15 protein-coding genes are annotated in these 15,627 nt (G+C 57.7%); 4 read left to right on the forward strand and 11 right to left on the reverse strand.

Annotated elements, in window-relative coordinates:
- Positions 1-38: 38 nt before the first annotated feature.
- Both M7439_RS01580 and M7439_RS01585 read right to left on the reverse strand, forming a co-directional pair.
- Complete coding sequence (locus tag M7439_RS01580) at positions 39-359, reverse strand: N-acetyltransferase (protein ID WP_298345687.1); 321 nt, start codon at positions 357-359, stop codon at positions 39-41.
- A 52-nt stretch (positions 360-411) separates the two neighbouring features.
- A complete protein-coding gene (locus M7439_RS01585; protein WP_298345682.1) occupies positions 412-555 on the reverse strand; it encodes a hypothetical protein in 144 nt (47 codons plus the stop codon).
- A gap of 616 nt (positions 556-1,171) precedes the next feature.
- On the opposite strand from M7439_RS01585, the gene M7439_RS01590 reads away from it, so the two are divergent.
- Both M7439_RS01590 and M7439_RS01595 read left to right on the forward strand, forming a co-directional pair.
- A complete protein-coding gene (locus tag M7439_RS01590; RefSeq protein WP_298345681.1) occupies positions 1,172-1,837 on the forward strand; it encodes a dihydrofolate reductase family protein in 666 nt (221 codons plus the stop codon).
- A 9-nt stretch (positions 1,838-1,846) separates the two neighbouring features.
- On the forward strand, positions 1,847-2,362 hold the full coding sequence (locus M7439_RS01595; RefSeq protein ID WP_298345678.1) for a hypothetical protein: 516 nt from the start codon (positions 1,847-1,849) through the stop codon (positions 2,360-2,362).
- Between the two features lie 69 nt (positions 2,363-2,431).
- Here M7439_RS01595 and M7439_RS01600 read toward each other — a convergent pair whose 3' ends face one another.
- Genes M7439_RS01600 through M7439_RS01625 form a run of 6 tightly spaced genes read right to left on the reverse strand, consistent with a single transcriptional unit; the run spans position 2,432 to position 10,809 of the window.
- A complete protein-coding gene (locus tag M7439_RS01600) occupies positions 2,432-3,799 on the reverse strand; it encodes a DUF5719 family protein (RefSeq protein ID WP_298345675.1) in 1,368 nt (455 codons plus the stop codon).
- Between the two features lie 5 nt (positions 3,800-3,804).
- A complete protein-coding gene (locus tag M7439_RS01605; RefSeq protein ID WP_298345672.1) occupies positions 3,805-6,687 on the reverse strand; it encodes a glycosyltransferase in 2,883 nt (960 codons plus the stop codon).
- A 13-nt stretch (positions 6,688-6,700) separates the two neighbouring features.
- Entirely contained in the window at positions 6,701-7,612 is a 912-nt protein-coding gene (locus M7439_RS01610) for a GDP-mannose 4,6-dehydratase (RefSeq protein WP_298345670.1), read from the reverse strand.
- A gap of 7 nt (positions 7,613-7,619) precedes the next feature.
- Complete coding sequence (locus tag M7439_RS01615) at positions 7,620-8,717, reverse strand: glycosyltransferase family 1 protein (RefSeq protein ID WP_298345667.1); 1,098 nt, start codon at positions 8,715-8,717, stop codon at positions 7,620-7,622.
- Entirely contained in the window at positions 8,714-9,793 is a 1,080-nt protein-coding gene (locus tag M7439_RS01620; RefSeq protein ID WP_298345664.1) for a glycosyltransferase family 1 protein, read from the reverse strand. The genes M7439_RS01615 and M7439_RS01620 overlap by 4 nt, the downstream gene beginning before the upstream one ends.
- Entirely contained in the window at positions 9,790-10,809 is a 1,020-nt protein-coding gene (locus M7439_RS01625; protein WP_298345661.1) for a glycosyltransferase family 1 protein, read from the reverse strand. The genes M7439_RS01620 and M7439_RS01625 overlap by 4 nt, the downstream gene beginning before the upstream one ends.
- A 310-nt stretch (positions 10,810-11,119) precedes the next feature.
- Here M7439_RS01625 and cofD point away from each other — a divergent pair, with 310 nt between their 5' ends.
- Together cofD and cofE are read left to right on the forward strand one after the other, a co-directional pair.
- Positions 11,120-12,076: a 2-phospho-L-lactate transferase gene (gene cofD, locus M7439_RS01630; RefSeq protein ID WP_298345658.1), complete on the forward strand. Its 957-nt coding sequence runs from the start codon at positions 11,120-11,122 to the stop codon at positions 12,074-12,076.
- Positions 12,073-12,777, forward strand: a complete 705-nt coding sequence (cofE, locus tag M7439_RS01635) for a coenzyme F420-0:L-glutamate ligase (protein ID WP_298345655.1) — start codon at positions 12,073-12,075, stop codon at positions 12,775-12,777. Before cofD ends, cofE begins: the two co-directional genes overlap by 4 nt.
- On the opposite strand, the gene M7439_RS01640 is transcribed toward cofE, so the two are convergent.
- The 3 genes from M7439_RS01640 to M7439_RS01650 are packed head-to-tail and all read right to left on the reverse strand — an operon-like array spanning position 12,774 to position 15,529.
- Positions 12,774-13,748, reverse strand: coding sequence for an NAD-dependent epimerase/dehydratase family protein (locus M7439_RS01640; protein WP_298345652.1), 975 nt, complete (start codon positions 13,746-13,748; stop codon positions 12,774-12,776). The genes cofE and M7439_RS01640 overlap by 4 nt on opposite strands.
- Positions 13,749-14,801 (reverse strand): NDP-sugar synthase, encoded by a 1,053-nt coding sequence (locus tag M7439_RS01645; protein WP_298345649.1) that lies wholly within the window; start codon positions 14,799-14,801, stop codon positions 13,749-13,751.
- Positions 14,802-14,812: 11 nt separating this feature from the next.
- Positions 14,813-15,529, reverse strand: a complete 717-nt coding sequence (locus M7439_RS01650) for a hypothetical protein (protein WP_298345647.1) — start codon at positions 15,527-15,529, stop codon at positions 14,813-14,815.
- Between the last annotated feature and the right edge of the window lie 98 nt (positions 15,530-15,627).

Raw genomic sequence — 15,627 nt, forward strand, 5'->3', positions numbered from 1 at the left:
AGGAGCCCTGTGTCGTACCAAACCAGAGCCATGACTGTCTAGTGGGCCAGTGGCCCCACATACTGTACCTCTTGAATGGACACCCCTTCCGCTGGGCCCCAGGTCGGCCGCAGTTCCACCTGACGCCCCACTCCGTTGGCGGTCCATCCCTGGGAGAGATAGACGGTCTCTGCCCGGACGTTATCCGCCAACACCCACAGCTGTACCACCTTATAACCCTTTTGCCAGAGGGATTGACACGCCACGTCCATCAAGGCCTTGCTCGCTCCACGACGCCAGTGGTCAGGATGTACATAGATGGCATAGATTTCTCCCGCCGAGATGTCCTCGCAATCGGGTCCACCCCGAGACGCGTCCATCGTCCACTACGATCACCGTTGCGGGGCCGTGACTTGAACGTGAACCAAATTTCTAGCTCTCCGCCCGTTCGCTCACGTCAAGTCCATCAAGGACACTGTCGGGCATCAAACCCCGGCAAGCAGCTCCCCGTGTGGCGACATGTAGCAGCGCGACCTCGTCGGCATCACCTTCTTTGGCCTCTCTCAGCTCTCGCACTGCCCGCTCCCCACTTCAATCCGAAGTCCCTCCAAACCTGCGCGAGGTGGATGGTAATTTCACAATCAGCGAGACCATACGGACACCGAGTAGGGCTCGACCAACGCTCTGGCACCGGCCATGCACCCGACCCATGCAAGCCCCACAACGCACCAATACCCATTTCGGCACTGTCGTCCCTCCGCCACGTACCCACGTACCACGCCGCCAGCCTTAACCAAAAACATACTCGAACGCAAGTAGTTGACTTACGCAGGGGTATCATCTTGCGGTCAATAACCTCCACCGCTAGACTCAGCTACTCAAGCGACACTGGACCCTTGAGGAGGAAATACACGCAGGCTTGGACTCATCGACGATTTAGATTCTGGTGCGAACGCCAACAACAGGGACCCCCCAAAAAGCCAATCAATGAGACCACCGTCGAAGATAGGAGACGACTCATCCCCAACCGATCTCGAATCGCGATCACTATCGTTCTTGATCTCATGGACACCAAGGTGAAGGCGAAGAACCCTGCACCACCGTACATCGTGATGAGCGGAGTCATCGTCTCCCCTCCGAACTAGCTCCAGCGCAACTACTATCCATTGCTCAACGAATGAGGAGTCCTGTTATGTATCTCACCGAGGGAGAGACGCTCAGTTATGAGCAACTACTTACGCTGTATCCAGTAACCGAGGCAACGGTCCTTCGTGCGAATATGGTAACCTCGCTCGATGGCAAGATTGCTATTGATGGTAGGTCAAAGGGCCTCTCCACCAGTCTCGATCGCAAGATTTTCCATCTCCTGCGTGCAACGGCGCAGGTCATCTTGGTGGGATCAGGTACTGCACGGACAGAGAACTACAAACCACCCACGCTCACACCCGAGTTAGCTCACGTGCGTCAACAGGCTGGGTTGCATCAGCCCCTACGCATCATCGTTGCCACCAGGCATCAGCCACCAGCAGCGATCAGTGCTACCAGCAACGCCGACTCCCCGGCTATCCTCCCCCGTCACCTGCCCGAGCAACTCAACCGGGTCGAACTAGGACGGCTCCTTGAAATCGACGAAAATCAACCAGGCGGTATCCTCTGTGAAGGAGGTCCAACGCTGCTCGGCAATCTCCTCACCCAAGGTTTGGTTGATCAACTCTGCGTGACAATACGGCACATGCTCGTCGGAGAACCCTCTCCCCAGCTCGTCCCCACGCAACTGCCGACAACCTCCGACTTTGACTTGGCGGCCAGCATCACCACTCAGCAGGCCACCTTTCTACGACTTACGTACTTGGGCTAGAATACAAGCATGCAGCTCGGTCGCATCGTGCGAGATTATCAGCGCGCCTACGATGAGGCGCTCGTCTTCCTGCACGAGAGTGCCGATGAAGTCCAGGCCGACCAACAGGTACTCGCATGGATCGATGGGCCAACCCTCATGGATCTCTCTACCCACCTGTCCGAGGTTCTGGGATTGGTCACCATCGAACAACGTGACTACCTCGGTACTCCCTACGTACTGAATCCGAATCGCCGAAGTGCAACGCTCCAGGTGGCCAGGAGGCTGTCGCTACACGCGCTTTGTGAAACGATTTTACGCTGCTGGGGTGCAACCGGACCGATCTCCACGGAGGCACCGGACACGCCAGAGCGACTGATCAGCGTGGCCGAACAAGGGGGGACCTACCCGATCCCGAGCGCTATGGCCACCGCATTACTATCCGCGAACCCCCAGTTGCGTGCTGACCCTCGTCCTATCATCGCTGCGATCGCCGAATCGGGCTACGAACGCCTATGGGCCATTGGCTTTTCTCAACTCCAGTAACCTGGCGCCATGGCAACACTCACCCCGATCGAATCGACCAACGCCAGGCGCAGAGATGCAGGTGGTGGGTCAGGTCGCAGGAAGTGCAGCGCAACCTTCCACTGCTGGCAATGTTCCGACCGTCATCGGTTGGCTTAGGCGTACTTCATAAAGTGATGGGGTCGTTGCAGTCAGACCGATAGGCTCAAGCGATGGGCGCAAGATGTTCGTTGCAGTCGAACCCTGGGCAACCCCTCCTACGAGGCTTCCACCGATGATCGAGGCCAGACTCGCCCGACTAAAGACCACCTCGGGAACGTGGGTGCTGGGATTTGCCGCGCAACTGACCCACCATCGTGAAGAGTGAAACAGTGTCGGTGCTAGCTCGTAAAAGGGCGCGACTGGATTCGTGGTCTGAACCGCGCCGAACCCATAGAGCGCAGTACGACCGGTCACTTTGATGGCGACCGCTCGGGACCCGGTGGTGCTTGCAATCGAGGTAAGGTCGACGACCAACGGAGCACCAGCCGGAACCGTGACCCGTTCCACGGTACGCATTTGACCCATATCCGCTACCTGTGGGGTTCCGTCGAAACCAGCCATCGAGATCGTCACAGGATCCGCCGTTGTCGAGGTGTTCACGAGATCGAGCGACAGCGTCTTGGTCCCAACCAATGGAACGTACGGGAAGTACAGTCGTCCCGAGGGAGCAGCATCACCGAGCGACTCCTGGGTGTTCGGGAGCGCGATGCTCGAGGCGACGACGACGCTTCCCGACCGGGCTGAGATCCCCGCAGCAATAGCAGAGGTATTCGGCGCAAACCGCTCCGCGTTGATTGCCAGAACTGCACCGGGGCGTACGATGAGGCCTTCGACAGAGGGAACTGAAACTTCACCCTGCGCGGAGTAGTAGTTCAAATCGATCACTGCTTGCACTTTAAAAGGGTTGTACACAGAGATTGTCGAGTGGCTACCTGTTGTCGTCGAGAGACCCTCAACGGTCCAGCTATTGCTCGGAGATGAGCTGCACGGGGAGAGCTGTGGAGTCGCAGTTGGGGTCGTCTGCGTCTCGATAAAGGCCACTACCCCACCAGAAGAGACGATGACTCGTCCGTGGCCAGGAGGCACCAATAGTCGAAGTGACGAGTGTGCTAAGAGAAGACCATGATTGATACGTTTGCCCACCTCTGAACTGATGAGGAGTCGTCGATCAAATCGAGTTGGATTCTCCAAGATGATCCCATCAGAACGAATCGCGCCAAGCGTCGATGGGATCACACAGTACCAACTCACCGATGTTGCATCCGGTACTGCAGTCGGGATCGCCAGACTACCGATGCCAAAAGGTACATTCGCCACCGCGAACCGAGCCCGTTGCGCCGAATACGCATTGGTTAAGAGCACCACGCCAACGAGCGCCACTACGAGAGCCACCAGTATGGCTTTCTTGCGTTGCATCGCCATCATACTCTGACTGGCTCCGCTGGCTCTGGAGTGAGCTGTGATCCAGTCCTTCGTGCAGCGCCAAAGGTCCTACTCCGCAGCCATGAGCGTCGACCAAAAAGACCAAGTAACAAAATCAGTGTCGTCAAGAGCTGGATGGAGATGCCAACGATCAGCCAAGGATTCGTCGAAGAAGCACTGTTGGACGGAGACACCAATCGCGCCGTCAAGCGATAGACGGAGATCCCGCCCTGAGAAAAGAGCTGGACCATATCGAGTTGCCGACCAAAGGCAGTTGTGAAGGCATCAGCCGCTAAGGTCCGCGGCGCGCCAACGACGACCACCTCTCCGACCCCATCAGTGGCAAGTTGATCGCCAAGACGCACCGTCTGCCCGGCGAGGGCCAGGCTGACGAGATGATCGAGCGTAGCTTGCCCATGGGTGATTGCGGGAGCCCCAGCGGTCAATACCGTCGGAGCCACGCCCTCGGTCAGGCCTACGTAGACACCGTTGGTCAACTTCTCCCCCGTCACGATACGCGGACCTGTACCTAACTCAACCCAGAGCACGGAGCCCGGATCGCGGACCAGGCCCTCGACCAGAGGGAGCGTGTCACGCGCGTTGGTTGTCGGACCTGGCTGACCTGCGAGTGCGCCGAGGGTGGACCCCAACACGGTCACCAGTAGCACCACGGCAACGACTCCAGCCATCACATGATGGAGTCCAAGGCCGAAGGAGCGAAGCCTCTGTAGCATGAGACGTACGGCTCCTGGCACCGCAACCGAGGCGATCAGTGTCGCCAAAATCGTCGGGTAGACCGGGGCAATAGGTGAGCCACCGAGTATCCCCCGGCCAGCTAAGACGGAAAAAATAAGATAGCCAACGGCCGCGATGGTTGCCACCATGAGTGCTCCACCTTGCCCTTCGCTAAACCCAACCACGACCACGACAAGGGTAAGGAGCATGGCGCCAAGCAACCAGGCGGAGAGACCTTGAACAACCGATGCACCAAAAAGTGCGCTGATCATCGAGCTTGCGGGGTTGACAAAACCGGTGAACACATAGTCGGCGCCTGGGTGAACCACGATGAGAGCGCCAATCCAGGGAAGGTTCGCCAGGACACCAAAGGCAACAGCGTAGGCAACAACGACGGCCAACCTCCGTGCCCGCTCGACGCCAGCGGTCGCGACATAGGCCACTAGCTGTACGAGAGCGGCAAGAAGCCAGACGAAGGCGAGTTGCGGACTAAGAGCGAGGGCGAGCGCAAAGAGTGCTGCCACCCGTAGATTCGACCTGCGCATCACCCTTCGAGAGCGACGCTGAGCCGCAATAGCGTCGATGGTAGCCCCCAACAACAGCGGCGCGATAGCATAAGCAAAAATGATGTAGATGGACCCACGAACCAGAGCGATCGCCACGATAGGCGACAGGGCATAAAGGACACCCGAGGCTCGAGCGAACCCATCAGGAAGACGTCGTCTGGCCACCCGATACGCGCCGACGGGTCCCACGATTAGGGAGGCGACCACCAGCAACCAGACGCCAAGCGCCGTATGACCGATCAACACAAGACCCAGCAGACCTATCAGCAGGTCCGAGGCTGGCAACACAGCAACTCCGAGTAGGTGGCTCGCTCCATGGCCAGAGAAGTACGCCCCAAGGAGCTGGAATGGGGAAGAGTAGAGCGTGAACGAACCCACTAGTGGTGTCGGCGCAAAGAGGGTAGAGCGTGCCAAGACAAGACTTACCAGGATCGCGACCCACAGCGCCCATCTACCTAGTGTGCTACGCCCCTCGCTGGGTGACTCTGCATCTGGTGAAGTACTCGACTCCGCTAACGGTTCCGTAGCCGACTTGGTCCTCGCCTGTGAGAAGAAGCTTCTCAACGTCAACCATGAACCCGAAAACTTCAATAATCGTCCATCAAGACCATCCGCGACCATGCGTTCGCGCTGCTGACGCAGTCCCTCCCGTTCGCGGAGGACGCCAAAGGACCGAAGGCAACCCCAAGCTACTCGTGGGCGCGCGGTAAGCGTGAGAAAAAAGGCCTCCAGGAGTCGTTCCAGATAGAACACCACAAGCGCGAACACACGTGTCCATCCCTGTTCTAGCTTGGCGATACAGCGAGCTTGGTGGCGACGCTTCAGTTCGATGCGCTCAGCGTGCGGCAACGCCACCCGCTCCTCAAGGACGACTCCACGCTGGACGGCCCTAAGACGCGGCGATCGGCGTCCCGCCGTAGAGACTGATCGATGGCGCACTCGAGCGTGAGGCGCTGTCGATATTCGTGCCCCCGCCATGCGAACACGACAGGAGAGGTCTACCTCCTGATAGACACTCCCAAAATCTTCATCAAATCCCGCAAGCGCCATGAAAAGATCGGCACGGATGAGCATGGCGCAACCAGCGGCGACCGCGACCTCATTGATCTCGTCATACTGACCCTGATCGAGATCTCCCACCTCAACACGGGGCGCGGTCCCCATCAGAAAATCGAGATCCCTACCGAGTTCAAGAATCTGGCGAGGAGAATCATAGGCGACAATCTTGGGAGTGACTAAGCCAGAGTTCGTCGCGTACGCAACCTCCATCATCGCAGCGAGCGAATTTGGCGCTAATGCTACATCATCGTGGCAGAGGAGTAGGAACTGCGCCTCTGGTGCCATCTCGACACTCGCGTTCGCCGCTGCGGCGAAGCCGGGGTTGCCGGCCACTTCGCATAGGCGTGCCATCGGCAACAAGCGATGTGTCAACTCATCAACTCGGCTCGACTCATCGACGTTGGCCACAACCACATCGAGGTCGGGGTAACTCAGCGAGGAGACGCTCGCCAGGCATTCTTCGAAGTAATCACCTGGATCGTGAGCGACGACGATCACTGCCACTTTAGGGGGTGCTTGCATCAGAAGCTACACGCTAGTCGCCAGGTTGAGGGTAACGACCACTGTCGACACCCCCGACAACCCCTGCAACTGTCTGGGGAAGGGAAAACTCACGGGAGAAGCCAGTCACCTCCATCAGTCGTCGCGGATCTCCCACGACGACCTCGACATCATTAGGTCGTAAGAGCGCGGGATCAACCTCCAGATCGACCTGGTAATTCAGGACGGCAGCGAGGGCACCCACGATCATACGAACACTCACCGACGCACCCGAGCAGACGTTATAAGCCTGACCCGGCACGCCGTGGATAGCAAGGAGACGATAGGCTCGCACCACATCTCGGACATCCATAAAGTCACGACGGGCATCGACATTGCCTACGCGAAGGCTCGTCTTGCCCAACGCCTTTGCCTCCATCATGCGGATTGCAAGCGCCGGCACGAGATAGTCGGGAGACTGCCCTGGACCGGTATGGTTGAAGGGGCGAGCCACCACCGTCGGCAGACCGCGACCATACCAGCCCTGCAAGGTGGCGAATTCAGCCGCCGCCTTCGATGCTGCATACGGAGAGACGGGGTGCAGCGACTGAACCTCCTTGATAGGGAGATCATCTTGCGCAACCCTTCCGTACACCTCTGAAGAAGAGACGTGCAGGAGGCGTGGGAGGCGTGGGAGCTGAGCGAGCGCAGCTACCAAATTTGCTGTTCCCACGACGTTGTTATAAAAATACAACTGAGGATCTGACCACGATGCTCCTACGTGCGAGAGAGCGGCCAGATGGTAACAGACATCGATCTCAACACCAGTCAGCGCCGTCTGGAGCGCCTCTCGATCACACAGGTTCAAGCCCTCACGAAGCTCGATCACCTCGTCTCCTTCACCAGAAAGGTGCTGACATAGCCACCCTCCTACAAAGCCATGGCTACCAGTGACGAGCGCTCGCATCGTGCTTTCAAGCCTCGAGCAGGCGACAATAGAGCGAGGTCGTTTCCCGCGCAGCGCGCTCCCATGTGAAGCTTCGTGCCCAATTCACCTGCCGTTCTATCTCATCTGGTGTACGCGAAGTCAGCGCCGCCATTTCAATACCGTGCGCGATCGCATCGACATCGTCAGGGTCGGCCAGCCACGCATACTCTCCCGCCACCTCAGCCATCGCCGACTTGTTACTGGTAACGACATTGAGACCGGAGGCTAACGCCTCTAAAACTGGGAGACCAAAACCCTCAGCATTGGAGACATAGATCATCGCCCGCGCTCGCCGCAGTGCTCGTCGCAGCTCCTTTTCATCAAGGTAGCCCTCGATACTCACGCACGACCGATTCCGCATCGCGTCTAGGGCCGCATCGAAATCACTGGTCTTCCAACCTCGCTTACCGATGATGCGGAGCCGCCAATTCGGATATTGATCGGCGACCTTGTCAAAGGCTTGGAGTACCCGAGCAAGATTCTTCCGTGGCTCTATGGTCCCGAGCGAGCAGAGTTCTACTGCGTCATCCTCATCGCCACCGTGCTCTGGAATGAGCAGCGGATCAACCCCATGATAGATCACATGGATAGGAGGGGTTGTGGGGAAATGGTTACGTAAACGATCAGCGGTCGCTTGCGACGGAACGATCAAAGCATCAGAGCGCTTCACCGCCAGCCGGATGGCCCGCTGGAAGTAACGCACTTTGGCCGGCTCGTGCCACTCAGGGTTGTCAAAGAAGGTGAGGTCATGAATCGTTGAGATCACTCGCAGCTTGTGACGGGCGGCTGGAACTTGATAGTGAAGGCCGTGAAAGACACGGGCACCACCTTTGATCGCGATAGAGCCAAGACTCCGCTCCTGGTAGAGCAGCCGAAGAGGACGACTATTTGGAGCAGCAATGAGGTTTTCGTAGTTTCCTCTTGGAGGGAGAGCAAAGAGACGCAGCGACGCACGAGTCGTCAGGAGTGAGATGGGAGGGCGATCCTCAAGTTGGTACATAGCAGCGACGAGTTCCTTCGCATAACGTCCCACTCCCGTGGGGTCACCAGAGATAGACGTCGCATCGATAGCCACTGGGTTCACGCTGTTAGCTCCTCCCATAATCGAAGATGTTGCTGGGCGGCCACCAACCAGGATAGCCCCTCAACTGCGAGTAACCCATGAGTAACAAGTTGGGAACGCAATGGATCATCACTCGTGATCTGCTCCATAGCCTGTGCGATGGCATCGACATCATGGGACTCAACACCCAGGCCCCCAAAGTGGGCAGCGGGAATATTCTCTGCGGTGACGACTGGAACCGCCGCGGCCAACGCCTCGATGACTGGGAGACCAAAACCCTCCTGCAGCGGCACGTAGACCAAGGCGAGAGCGCGAGCAAGCAGCCCCGCAACTACTCCACTTGAGACGCTACCAACGATGAACGCTCCTCGAGGCGGCACGATCTCTGGACCCCAACCCTTCGGGCCGACGATGACTAGCGGAACCGGATCGAATGCCGTTGACCGATACTGTTGATAGGCCTTGAGGATACGCGGCAGATTCTTCCGTGGCTCAACCGTGCCGAGCACCATCAGGTAACGTCCCGCAATGCCAAGATCGTCCAGCAATTTTGCTGTCGCTACGGTGTCGGCAGGTGGAACATGATCAACTCCGGGAGGTATGACCACGATGCGCTCCGCCGCAACACCAGCCTCTACGAGCAGTTTGACTGTCTCCGTAGCTAACGTCACCACCCGTGCGTCGCTCGCAACCACCTGAGCGAAGCGCCTTTCATGCCAGGCCCTTGCTCGCGGAGGAAACGTCTCCTTCTCTGAACGAAACAGTAGATCATAGACCGACACCACCTGAGGCATGTCCATTCTCAGCAAGGGCCCACCAAGGGAAAATGCGTGATAGAAGGACCAGTTTCCCCGTGGGACACCCCAACCAAAGTCCCAGAGACGCTGCTGGAGGCGATAATCAAAGGGTGTCTGGACACGGGTACCAAGCCACGAGGATGGACCAATGTCGACAGAGGTGCGCGAGGTAAGCAGCGCAAGCTGCCGATCCATTCCGAGTTGGCCTAAGCCCTGGAGTACCCCCGTAATATAGACCCCAATACCGCCCGATACGGGTCTGGCAAGCTGATCCACCAGCAACAGTCCTGAACTCGTCATCGTAGGACCCTTGCGTACAATGCTGCCATCTGCTCCCCACTTCGATCCCAAGAAAAGCGTGCTGCTCGGCTGTGTCCCCGCTCAATCAACGATTCACGGAGCTCTTTGTCCTCGATCACCCTGATGAGGGCAGATGCCAGTTCATCGGCAGAACGCGGCGCAACCGTGATCGCCCCATCACCAACGACCTCTGTGATGGCGCCAGCAGTCGTTGTGACCACAGGAGTACCCACGCTCATCGCCTCCAGTGGCGGCAACCCAAAACCCTCATACAGGCTTGGGTACGCAAAGACTTGGGCATTGCGGAGCAACCATGAACGCGCATCCTCCGAAACATAACCCGGCAACAAGATCCGTTCGGCCAAGACTGACGCCCCCAGATTGGCGAGCAACTCATCCAAGCCCCAGCCAGACTGCCCCGTCAGCACGAGGCGAAGATCCGGGTAGCGCGGAGCAAGCTCGGCGAAGGCCTGAACGAGATATCTTAAGCCTTTTCGCGGCTCAAGCGTCGATAAAGCGAGGATGTACGGGTGTCCCGCCAACTCCGTGGCGATGGGTGGAATCGATGGTTGTGCGCGAAGTGGTGTCACGCCATGCCCGATCGCAACAACGCGATCGGGCGCAATACCGAAGTAATCCAGTACCTGTCCACGCACGAACTCGGAGGGCGTGTGCACAAACGATCCTGACTCGACCGCGTGGCGCACCAACGTCGGAAACACGAGCACCTCTGGGCGACAGAGATGTGGATAGAGAAGTGGAGCCAAATCATGGACGGTCACGATCGTTGCTTTGCCCCGTACAGGAGGGACCACAAAGTTGGTTCCATGGATGACATCAAACCCACGAAAGAGGCCCCGAAGGTCTGGCCGATACCACCGCTGCCACGAAGCGAGCAGCGGTCGTGCGGGGAGCGCAAGGTTCAAGTAGGCAACCCCGGTCGGCAAGGCCTGCCGAAGTTGGCCGTGCCGACGGAGCGAGACCATAAAACCTGCTGCTTCGACGTGAGACCCCACTGACTCCGCCATGTGATAAGCGAACTCTCCGATACCACTACGCTGTCCTACGATCGCTGTGAGCTCAATTGCTACTCGGACGACCTACCTCCACGTCTTCACGGACCGGCTCCCAAACACAGAGGAGCGCTGTCACGAACCCATCCCTATCGAACAACAACGCTAGTAGCGATTGACCCAGGCGGTTCCCTTCATCGTCGATCGCGCAGCGAGGTGCCCAATTACCCCTTGGTCGATCGATAGAATGGGCGTCGAGTGACCAAGTGGTGTACGTTGAGGCTTGGGCAAAGCGTTAAGGAGATCGAGAGTTTTGATTGCGGTACTCGCCGGTGGAGTTGGAGCTGCCAAGTTTTTACGAGGTCTCACCAATGCCGGGCTCCAAGAGGAGATTGTCGCGATCGTCAACACTGGTGACGACTGGGTGCACTATGGTCTCCACATCTCCCCGGACCTCGACACCATCGTCTACACACTGGCTAATCTCGTGAATCCGGAGACTGGTTGGGGTCTCCAAGATGAGAGCTTTCACGCCCGGGCCTCGCTGCAGCGCCTCGGAGATGATCCGTGGTTTACCCTTGGAGACCGCGACATTGGTCTCCACATGTTTCGAACACAGCGACTCGCTGAGGGCGCCAGTCTCACCCAAGTCACCGCGGAGATCGTCCAGCATTTGAACGTCGACCTCACCGTCTTACCGATGACGAACGACGAGGTCGCCACCAAGGTCCTCGCTCAGCTCCCATCGAAAGAGAATCAAGGCGATCAGATTGTCGAACTCGATTTCCAGGAGTATTTTGTTCGCTACCATCACCAGCCGCGGGTGTTGCGGGTGCGATACGACCATATCAACACCGCAAAGCCGAGTTCGGACGTCACACGCGCTCTTGACACAGCACGTCGGATCATCATTGCTCCATCAAATCCCATACTCTCTATCGGGCCAATCCTCGCGTTAAGGGGTATCAGTGACCAGCTGCAGCGACGGGCCAGCGAGGGAGCTGTCGTCGCAATCTCTCCGATTATTGCCGGCGAAGCAGTCAAGGGGCCACTTGCAGAAATACTCGACTCACTCATGACCCAGCACGATGCACGGACCGTTGCACAGCTCTACCAGGAGGTCGCAAGTGTTTTCATCGTCGACACGGCCGATGCACACCTCGTCGAATCGATCCGCGCCGGCGGTCTGGCCTGCCTGAGCACCCAAACGCTTATGACTGATCTCGACGCTGCCGTCAACCTAGCCCAATTCGCGGTTGGAGCTCGATGAATCAGCTCAGGCTCCAGCTCTTTACCAATCCGCTCGACGAGGAGATCGTGGAGGGAACTGATCTCGCAGCTCTGATCGTCCGAGACTTTGAACTCGCCGATGGCGATATCATAGTGGTCACCCAAAAGGTGATTTCAAAGGCCGAAGGGCAGGTCGTCAGCGTCGATGACGACGATCAGGAGAGCTTTGACGCGCTCGTGCGCTCTGAATCCCGTCGCATCCTCCGTCGTCGAGGGACACTCGCGATCACCGAGACGCACCACGGATTCGTCTGCGCTAATGCGGGTATCGATCGATCAAATACCGACCCAGGTACGGTCACGCTCCTGCCTGTCGACCCTGATCGAAGCGCACTCCGCCTGTTGCATCAGTTGCAGTATCGCACAGGACTTCAGCTTGGAGTGGTCATCACTGACACCTTCGGCCGTACATGGCGATCAGGAGTAACCGACGTCGCTATCGGTGTCGCAGGCCTCCAACCCATCGCCGACCTACGCGGGACCCGGGACCACAACGGTATGACCCTACAGGCAACTGAAATCTGCATCGCCGACGAGATTGCCGGTGCTGCTGACCTCATTAAGCGCAAGGACGGTCGTACCCCATTTGTTCTTGTTAGAGGAGTGGACCGAAGCCACCTGGGGCATGGGAGCATCGGTGCCGACGTCGTCCGTGGGTACGACTTCGATCTCTTCCGTTAGCCGAAGCTGGTCCGAGTGACAGTGGCCTCATACCACTCAAAAACCCGTTCAAGACCTCGTTCGAGCGTTGTGCTCGCGTGCCACCTCAAATACCAACCAGCACGCCTGGCATCAAGACTTGAGCGCAAAATCTCGCCGGGAATGGCCTGGCTATAGATCGGCTGCCGGTACTCACCCCCTGCAATCCGATACATCTCCTTATGGAGCGTGTTGATCGAGGTTTCGATTCCTGTTGCAATATTGAGCGTAAGACCACCTCCCTGCTCAAGGGATCGATAAAACGCATCAACGACATCCTCGACGTAGACGAAATCACGAGTCTGGCTTCCATCTCCAAGGATACTGGCCTGTTCGCCTGCGATGATGGCCTGAGCGAACTTCGCCACCACCCCTCCCTCAGCCAACATGCCTTGCCTCGGCCCATAGACGTTCGCCAACACGAGAGCCGTGTATTCGAGGTCGAAGCTCGCCCGGAAGAGCCGCAGATAGGCGAGGACCGCATCCTTGGACAGACCATAGAAGGAGTCCGGATTATGGGGCATATCCTCGCGCACAGGCAGATCCTTTGGTGCTATCGCACCGTAGATACCGGCACTCGTGGCAAAGATCACCTTTGAAACGCCGGTGCGTCGTGCAGCTTCGAGGACCCGGAGAGAACCAACGACGTTAGTCGTCAAATCCCCAACAGGGTCCAACATGGATTCACGCACGTTGACCTGCGCGGCGAGATGGATCACCGCCCCAGGTTGGCGCCGCATCATCAGCGCCTCCAGATCACCATCGACAATATCTAGCTTGTGGAAATGTAAACCACGATCACCCTTACCTCGCGCCGTGCGCAGATTGGCAAGGGAGCCCGTCGAAAGATTATCGACCACATCGACTTCGTAACCAGCATCGATCAACCGCTCCACGAGATGAGAACCGATAAAACCGGCTCCGCCGGTCACCAAGACAGGAGACGATACCATCTATGATTGTCCCACGCCCACCAAGCTGTCGCCTGGATGAAGATCCGTACTCTCAGCGACAATAGCTAGCTCATCGAGGTGGACATCCTCAGGAACCACCGTATGCGCACCAACGATAGATCCTCGGATAACGGAACCCGGACCCACTCGCGCGCCCTCAAGGACAACTGAGTCTATAACCGTGGCCCCATCTGCAATCTCTACCCCGTCCTCAATCACAGATCCAACGACTCGTGAAACCGAACTCAGTTGGACCGAAGAACCAAAGTAGCAATGCCCAACAGCGTCTTCCGGCTGATTCGGAGCAGGATACCAGGCTCGCGGAGGAACGAGCTCACCCATCCGAGCACCAAAGAGAATGTCTCGAATTGCCCGATAATAGTTTTTTGGCGTACCCGCATCAAGCCAGTAACACTCATACGCACGGGCAAAGAGAGTGCCCTGTTTTACCAGTTGCGGGAACAACTCTCTCTCGATCGACATTTTGCCGCCTTGAGGGATAAGCTCAAGGGCACTCGGCTCCAAAATGTAGATCCCCGCATTGATATCATGTGAGGGAGCGGATTCGATCGACGGCTTCTCCACAAAACGAAGGGCGCGCCCATGCTCATCCTTCACCACCACCCCAAACTGGCTAGGGTTGTCCACTCGCACCAGTCCAATTGTCGCACGGCTTCGCCGATCGAGATGGAAATCTATCAAATCCTTTACGTCCAAGTCGGTCAAGATATCGCCGTTGACCACGAGAAATGTCTCATCAATGCCAGCACTCTCTGCAGCAAACCGGATCGCCCCTGCCGTATCAAGTGGCTCCTCTTCGATCGCATAGGTTAGGCGAACCCCCGCCGCTTCCCCAGTCGGATAGGCCAGGCGGAAGGCGTCTGGTTGATATCCCAGCGACAACACCACCTCATCGACACCGAAACCACGAAGACGATGCAGGACCCGCTCCAGCATTGGGAAACCAATCACTCGAAGCATCTGCTTAGGAGTATGAAACGTCAGCGGTCGAAGGCGAGTGCCCTCCCCACCGACGAGAACGACTGCTCGCATCTCCCCTCCTGCTACTTAGTACTGCTCGTGGACTTCGACGTACTCGTGGACTTCGACGTGCTCGTGGACTTCGACGTAGTCGCACTCGACCCAACCGATGCAAGGTTCGCTGCTGTCGGAGGTTGAGGAGGAGTCGTACCCTTGGGCAGCACGCCAAGCGTGATCACTTGATCGTTTGCGAGACGCACCTGCGCAAGACTCCGATAGACCACTGGCTTTGTAGCCAGTAGTGACGACCAGACATAGATACCAAACGTGGCAGACTTACCACTGCAACCCGCAGTAGCGCTCACCGATTTGCCCCCGGGCAGGGTGAAGCCATCCTTTGTTACCGTCAACCCACTAATTGCCTTGGGAAGTAACGCCAACGTGGCATTTGCTCCCTCTTCAGACTTCGACTTTGGTGCAACCGTGAGGACGCCATCTCCAAGTGACGTGATGCCGCTTTTCACATCGGTCGTCTTGGCCAGTACCGGCAAATACTTGCCGCAGGCATCGAATCCGATAGCCGTGTGCCATGTCGTCCCAATCACAGGCTGATCAGCAGCGGTTGCTGCTGACGTCGGGTGATCGATCTCGTACTTTGAATAGCCGATCACTGCGACACCAGCGACCACAATAACTGTCAATGCGGAATAAAACCCCACTGGAACCTGCCGTCGAACTTTTGCTCCACGGCCTGAAGCTTGTGCTCTTGCGACTCTTCGAGCGCTCTCTTTGCTTGCCATAACAGGTTAAGGCTACCGCCTTTGTGGCCCGTCCAGGACCGAAGGTGGCGAGACTTGCCCGAGAAACCCGTGAACTGCCCACAGCTCGAGTTCATCGC

Source organism: Ferrimicrobium sp., from assembly GCF_027319265.1.
GTDB lineage: Bacteria > Actinomycetota > Acidimicrobiia > Acidimicrobiales > Acidimicrobiaceae > Ferrimicrobium.

Bases quoted from the DNA above. Each gene is read 5' to 3' on its own strand.
- M7439_RS01580 (WP_298345687.1), bottom strand. From the start codon at position 359: ATGGACGCGTCTCGGGGTGGACCCGATTGCGAGGACATCTCGGCGGGA.
- M7439_RS01590 (WP_298345681.1), top strand. From the start codon at position 1,172: ATGTATCTCACCGAGGGAGAGACGCTCAGTTATGAGCAACTACTTACG.
- M7439_RS01595 (WP_298345678.1), top strand. From the start codon at position 1,847: ATGCAGCTCGGTCGCATCGTGCGAGATTATCAGCGCGCCTACGATGAG.
- M7439_RS01600 (WP_298345675.1), bottom strand. From the start codon at position 3,799: ATGCAACGCAAGAAAGCCATACTGGTGGCTCTCGTAGTGGCGCTCGTT.
- M7439_RS01605 (WP_298345672.1), bottom strand. From the start codon at position 6,687: ATGCAAGCACCCCCTAAAGTGGCAGTGATCGTCGTCGCTCACGATCCA.
- M7439_RS01610 (WP_298345670.1), bottom strand. From the start codon at position 7,612: ATGCGAGCGCTCGTCACTGGTAGCCATGGCTTTGTAGGAGGGTGGCTA.
- M7439_RS01620 (WP_298345664.1), bottom strand. From the start codon at position 9,793: ATGACGAGTTCAGGACTGTTGCTGGTGGATCAGCTTGCCAGACCCGTA.
- cofE (WP_298345655.1), top strand. From the start codon at position 12,073: ATGAATCAGCTCAGGCTCCAGCTCTTTACCAATCCGCTCGACGAGGAG.
- M7439_RS01640 (WP_298345652.1), bottom strand. From the start codon at position 13,748: ATGGTATCGTCTCCTGTCTTGGTGACCGGCGGAGCCGGTTTTATCGGT.
- M7439_RS01645 (WP_298345649.1), bottom strand. From the start codon at position 14,801: ATGCGAGCAGTCGTTCTCGTCGGTGGGGAGGGCACTCGCCTTCGACCG.
- M7439_RS01650 (WP_298345647.1), bottom strand. From the start codon at position 15,529: ATGGCAAGCAAAGAGAGCGCTCGAAGAGTCGCAAGAGCACAAGCTTCA.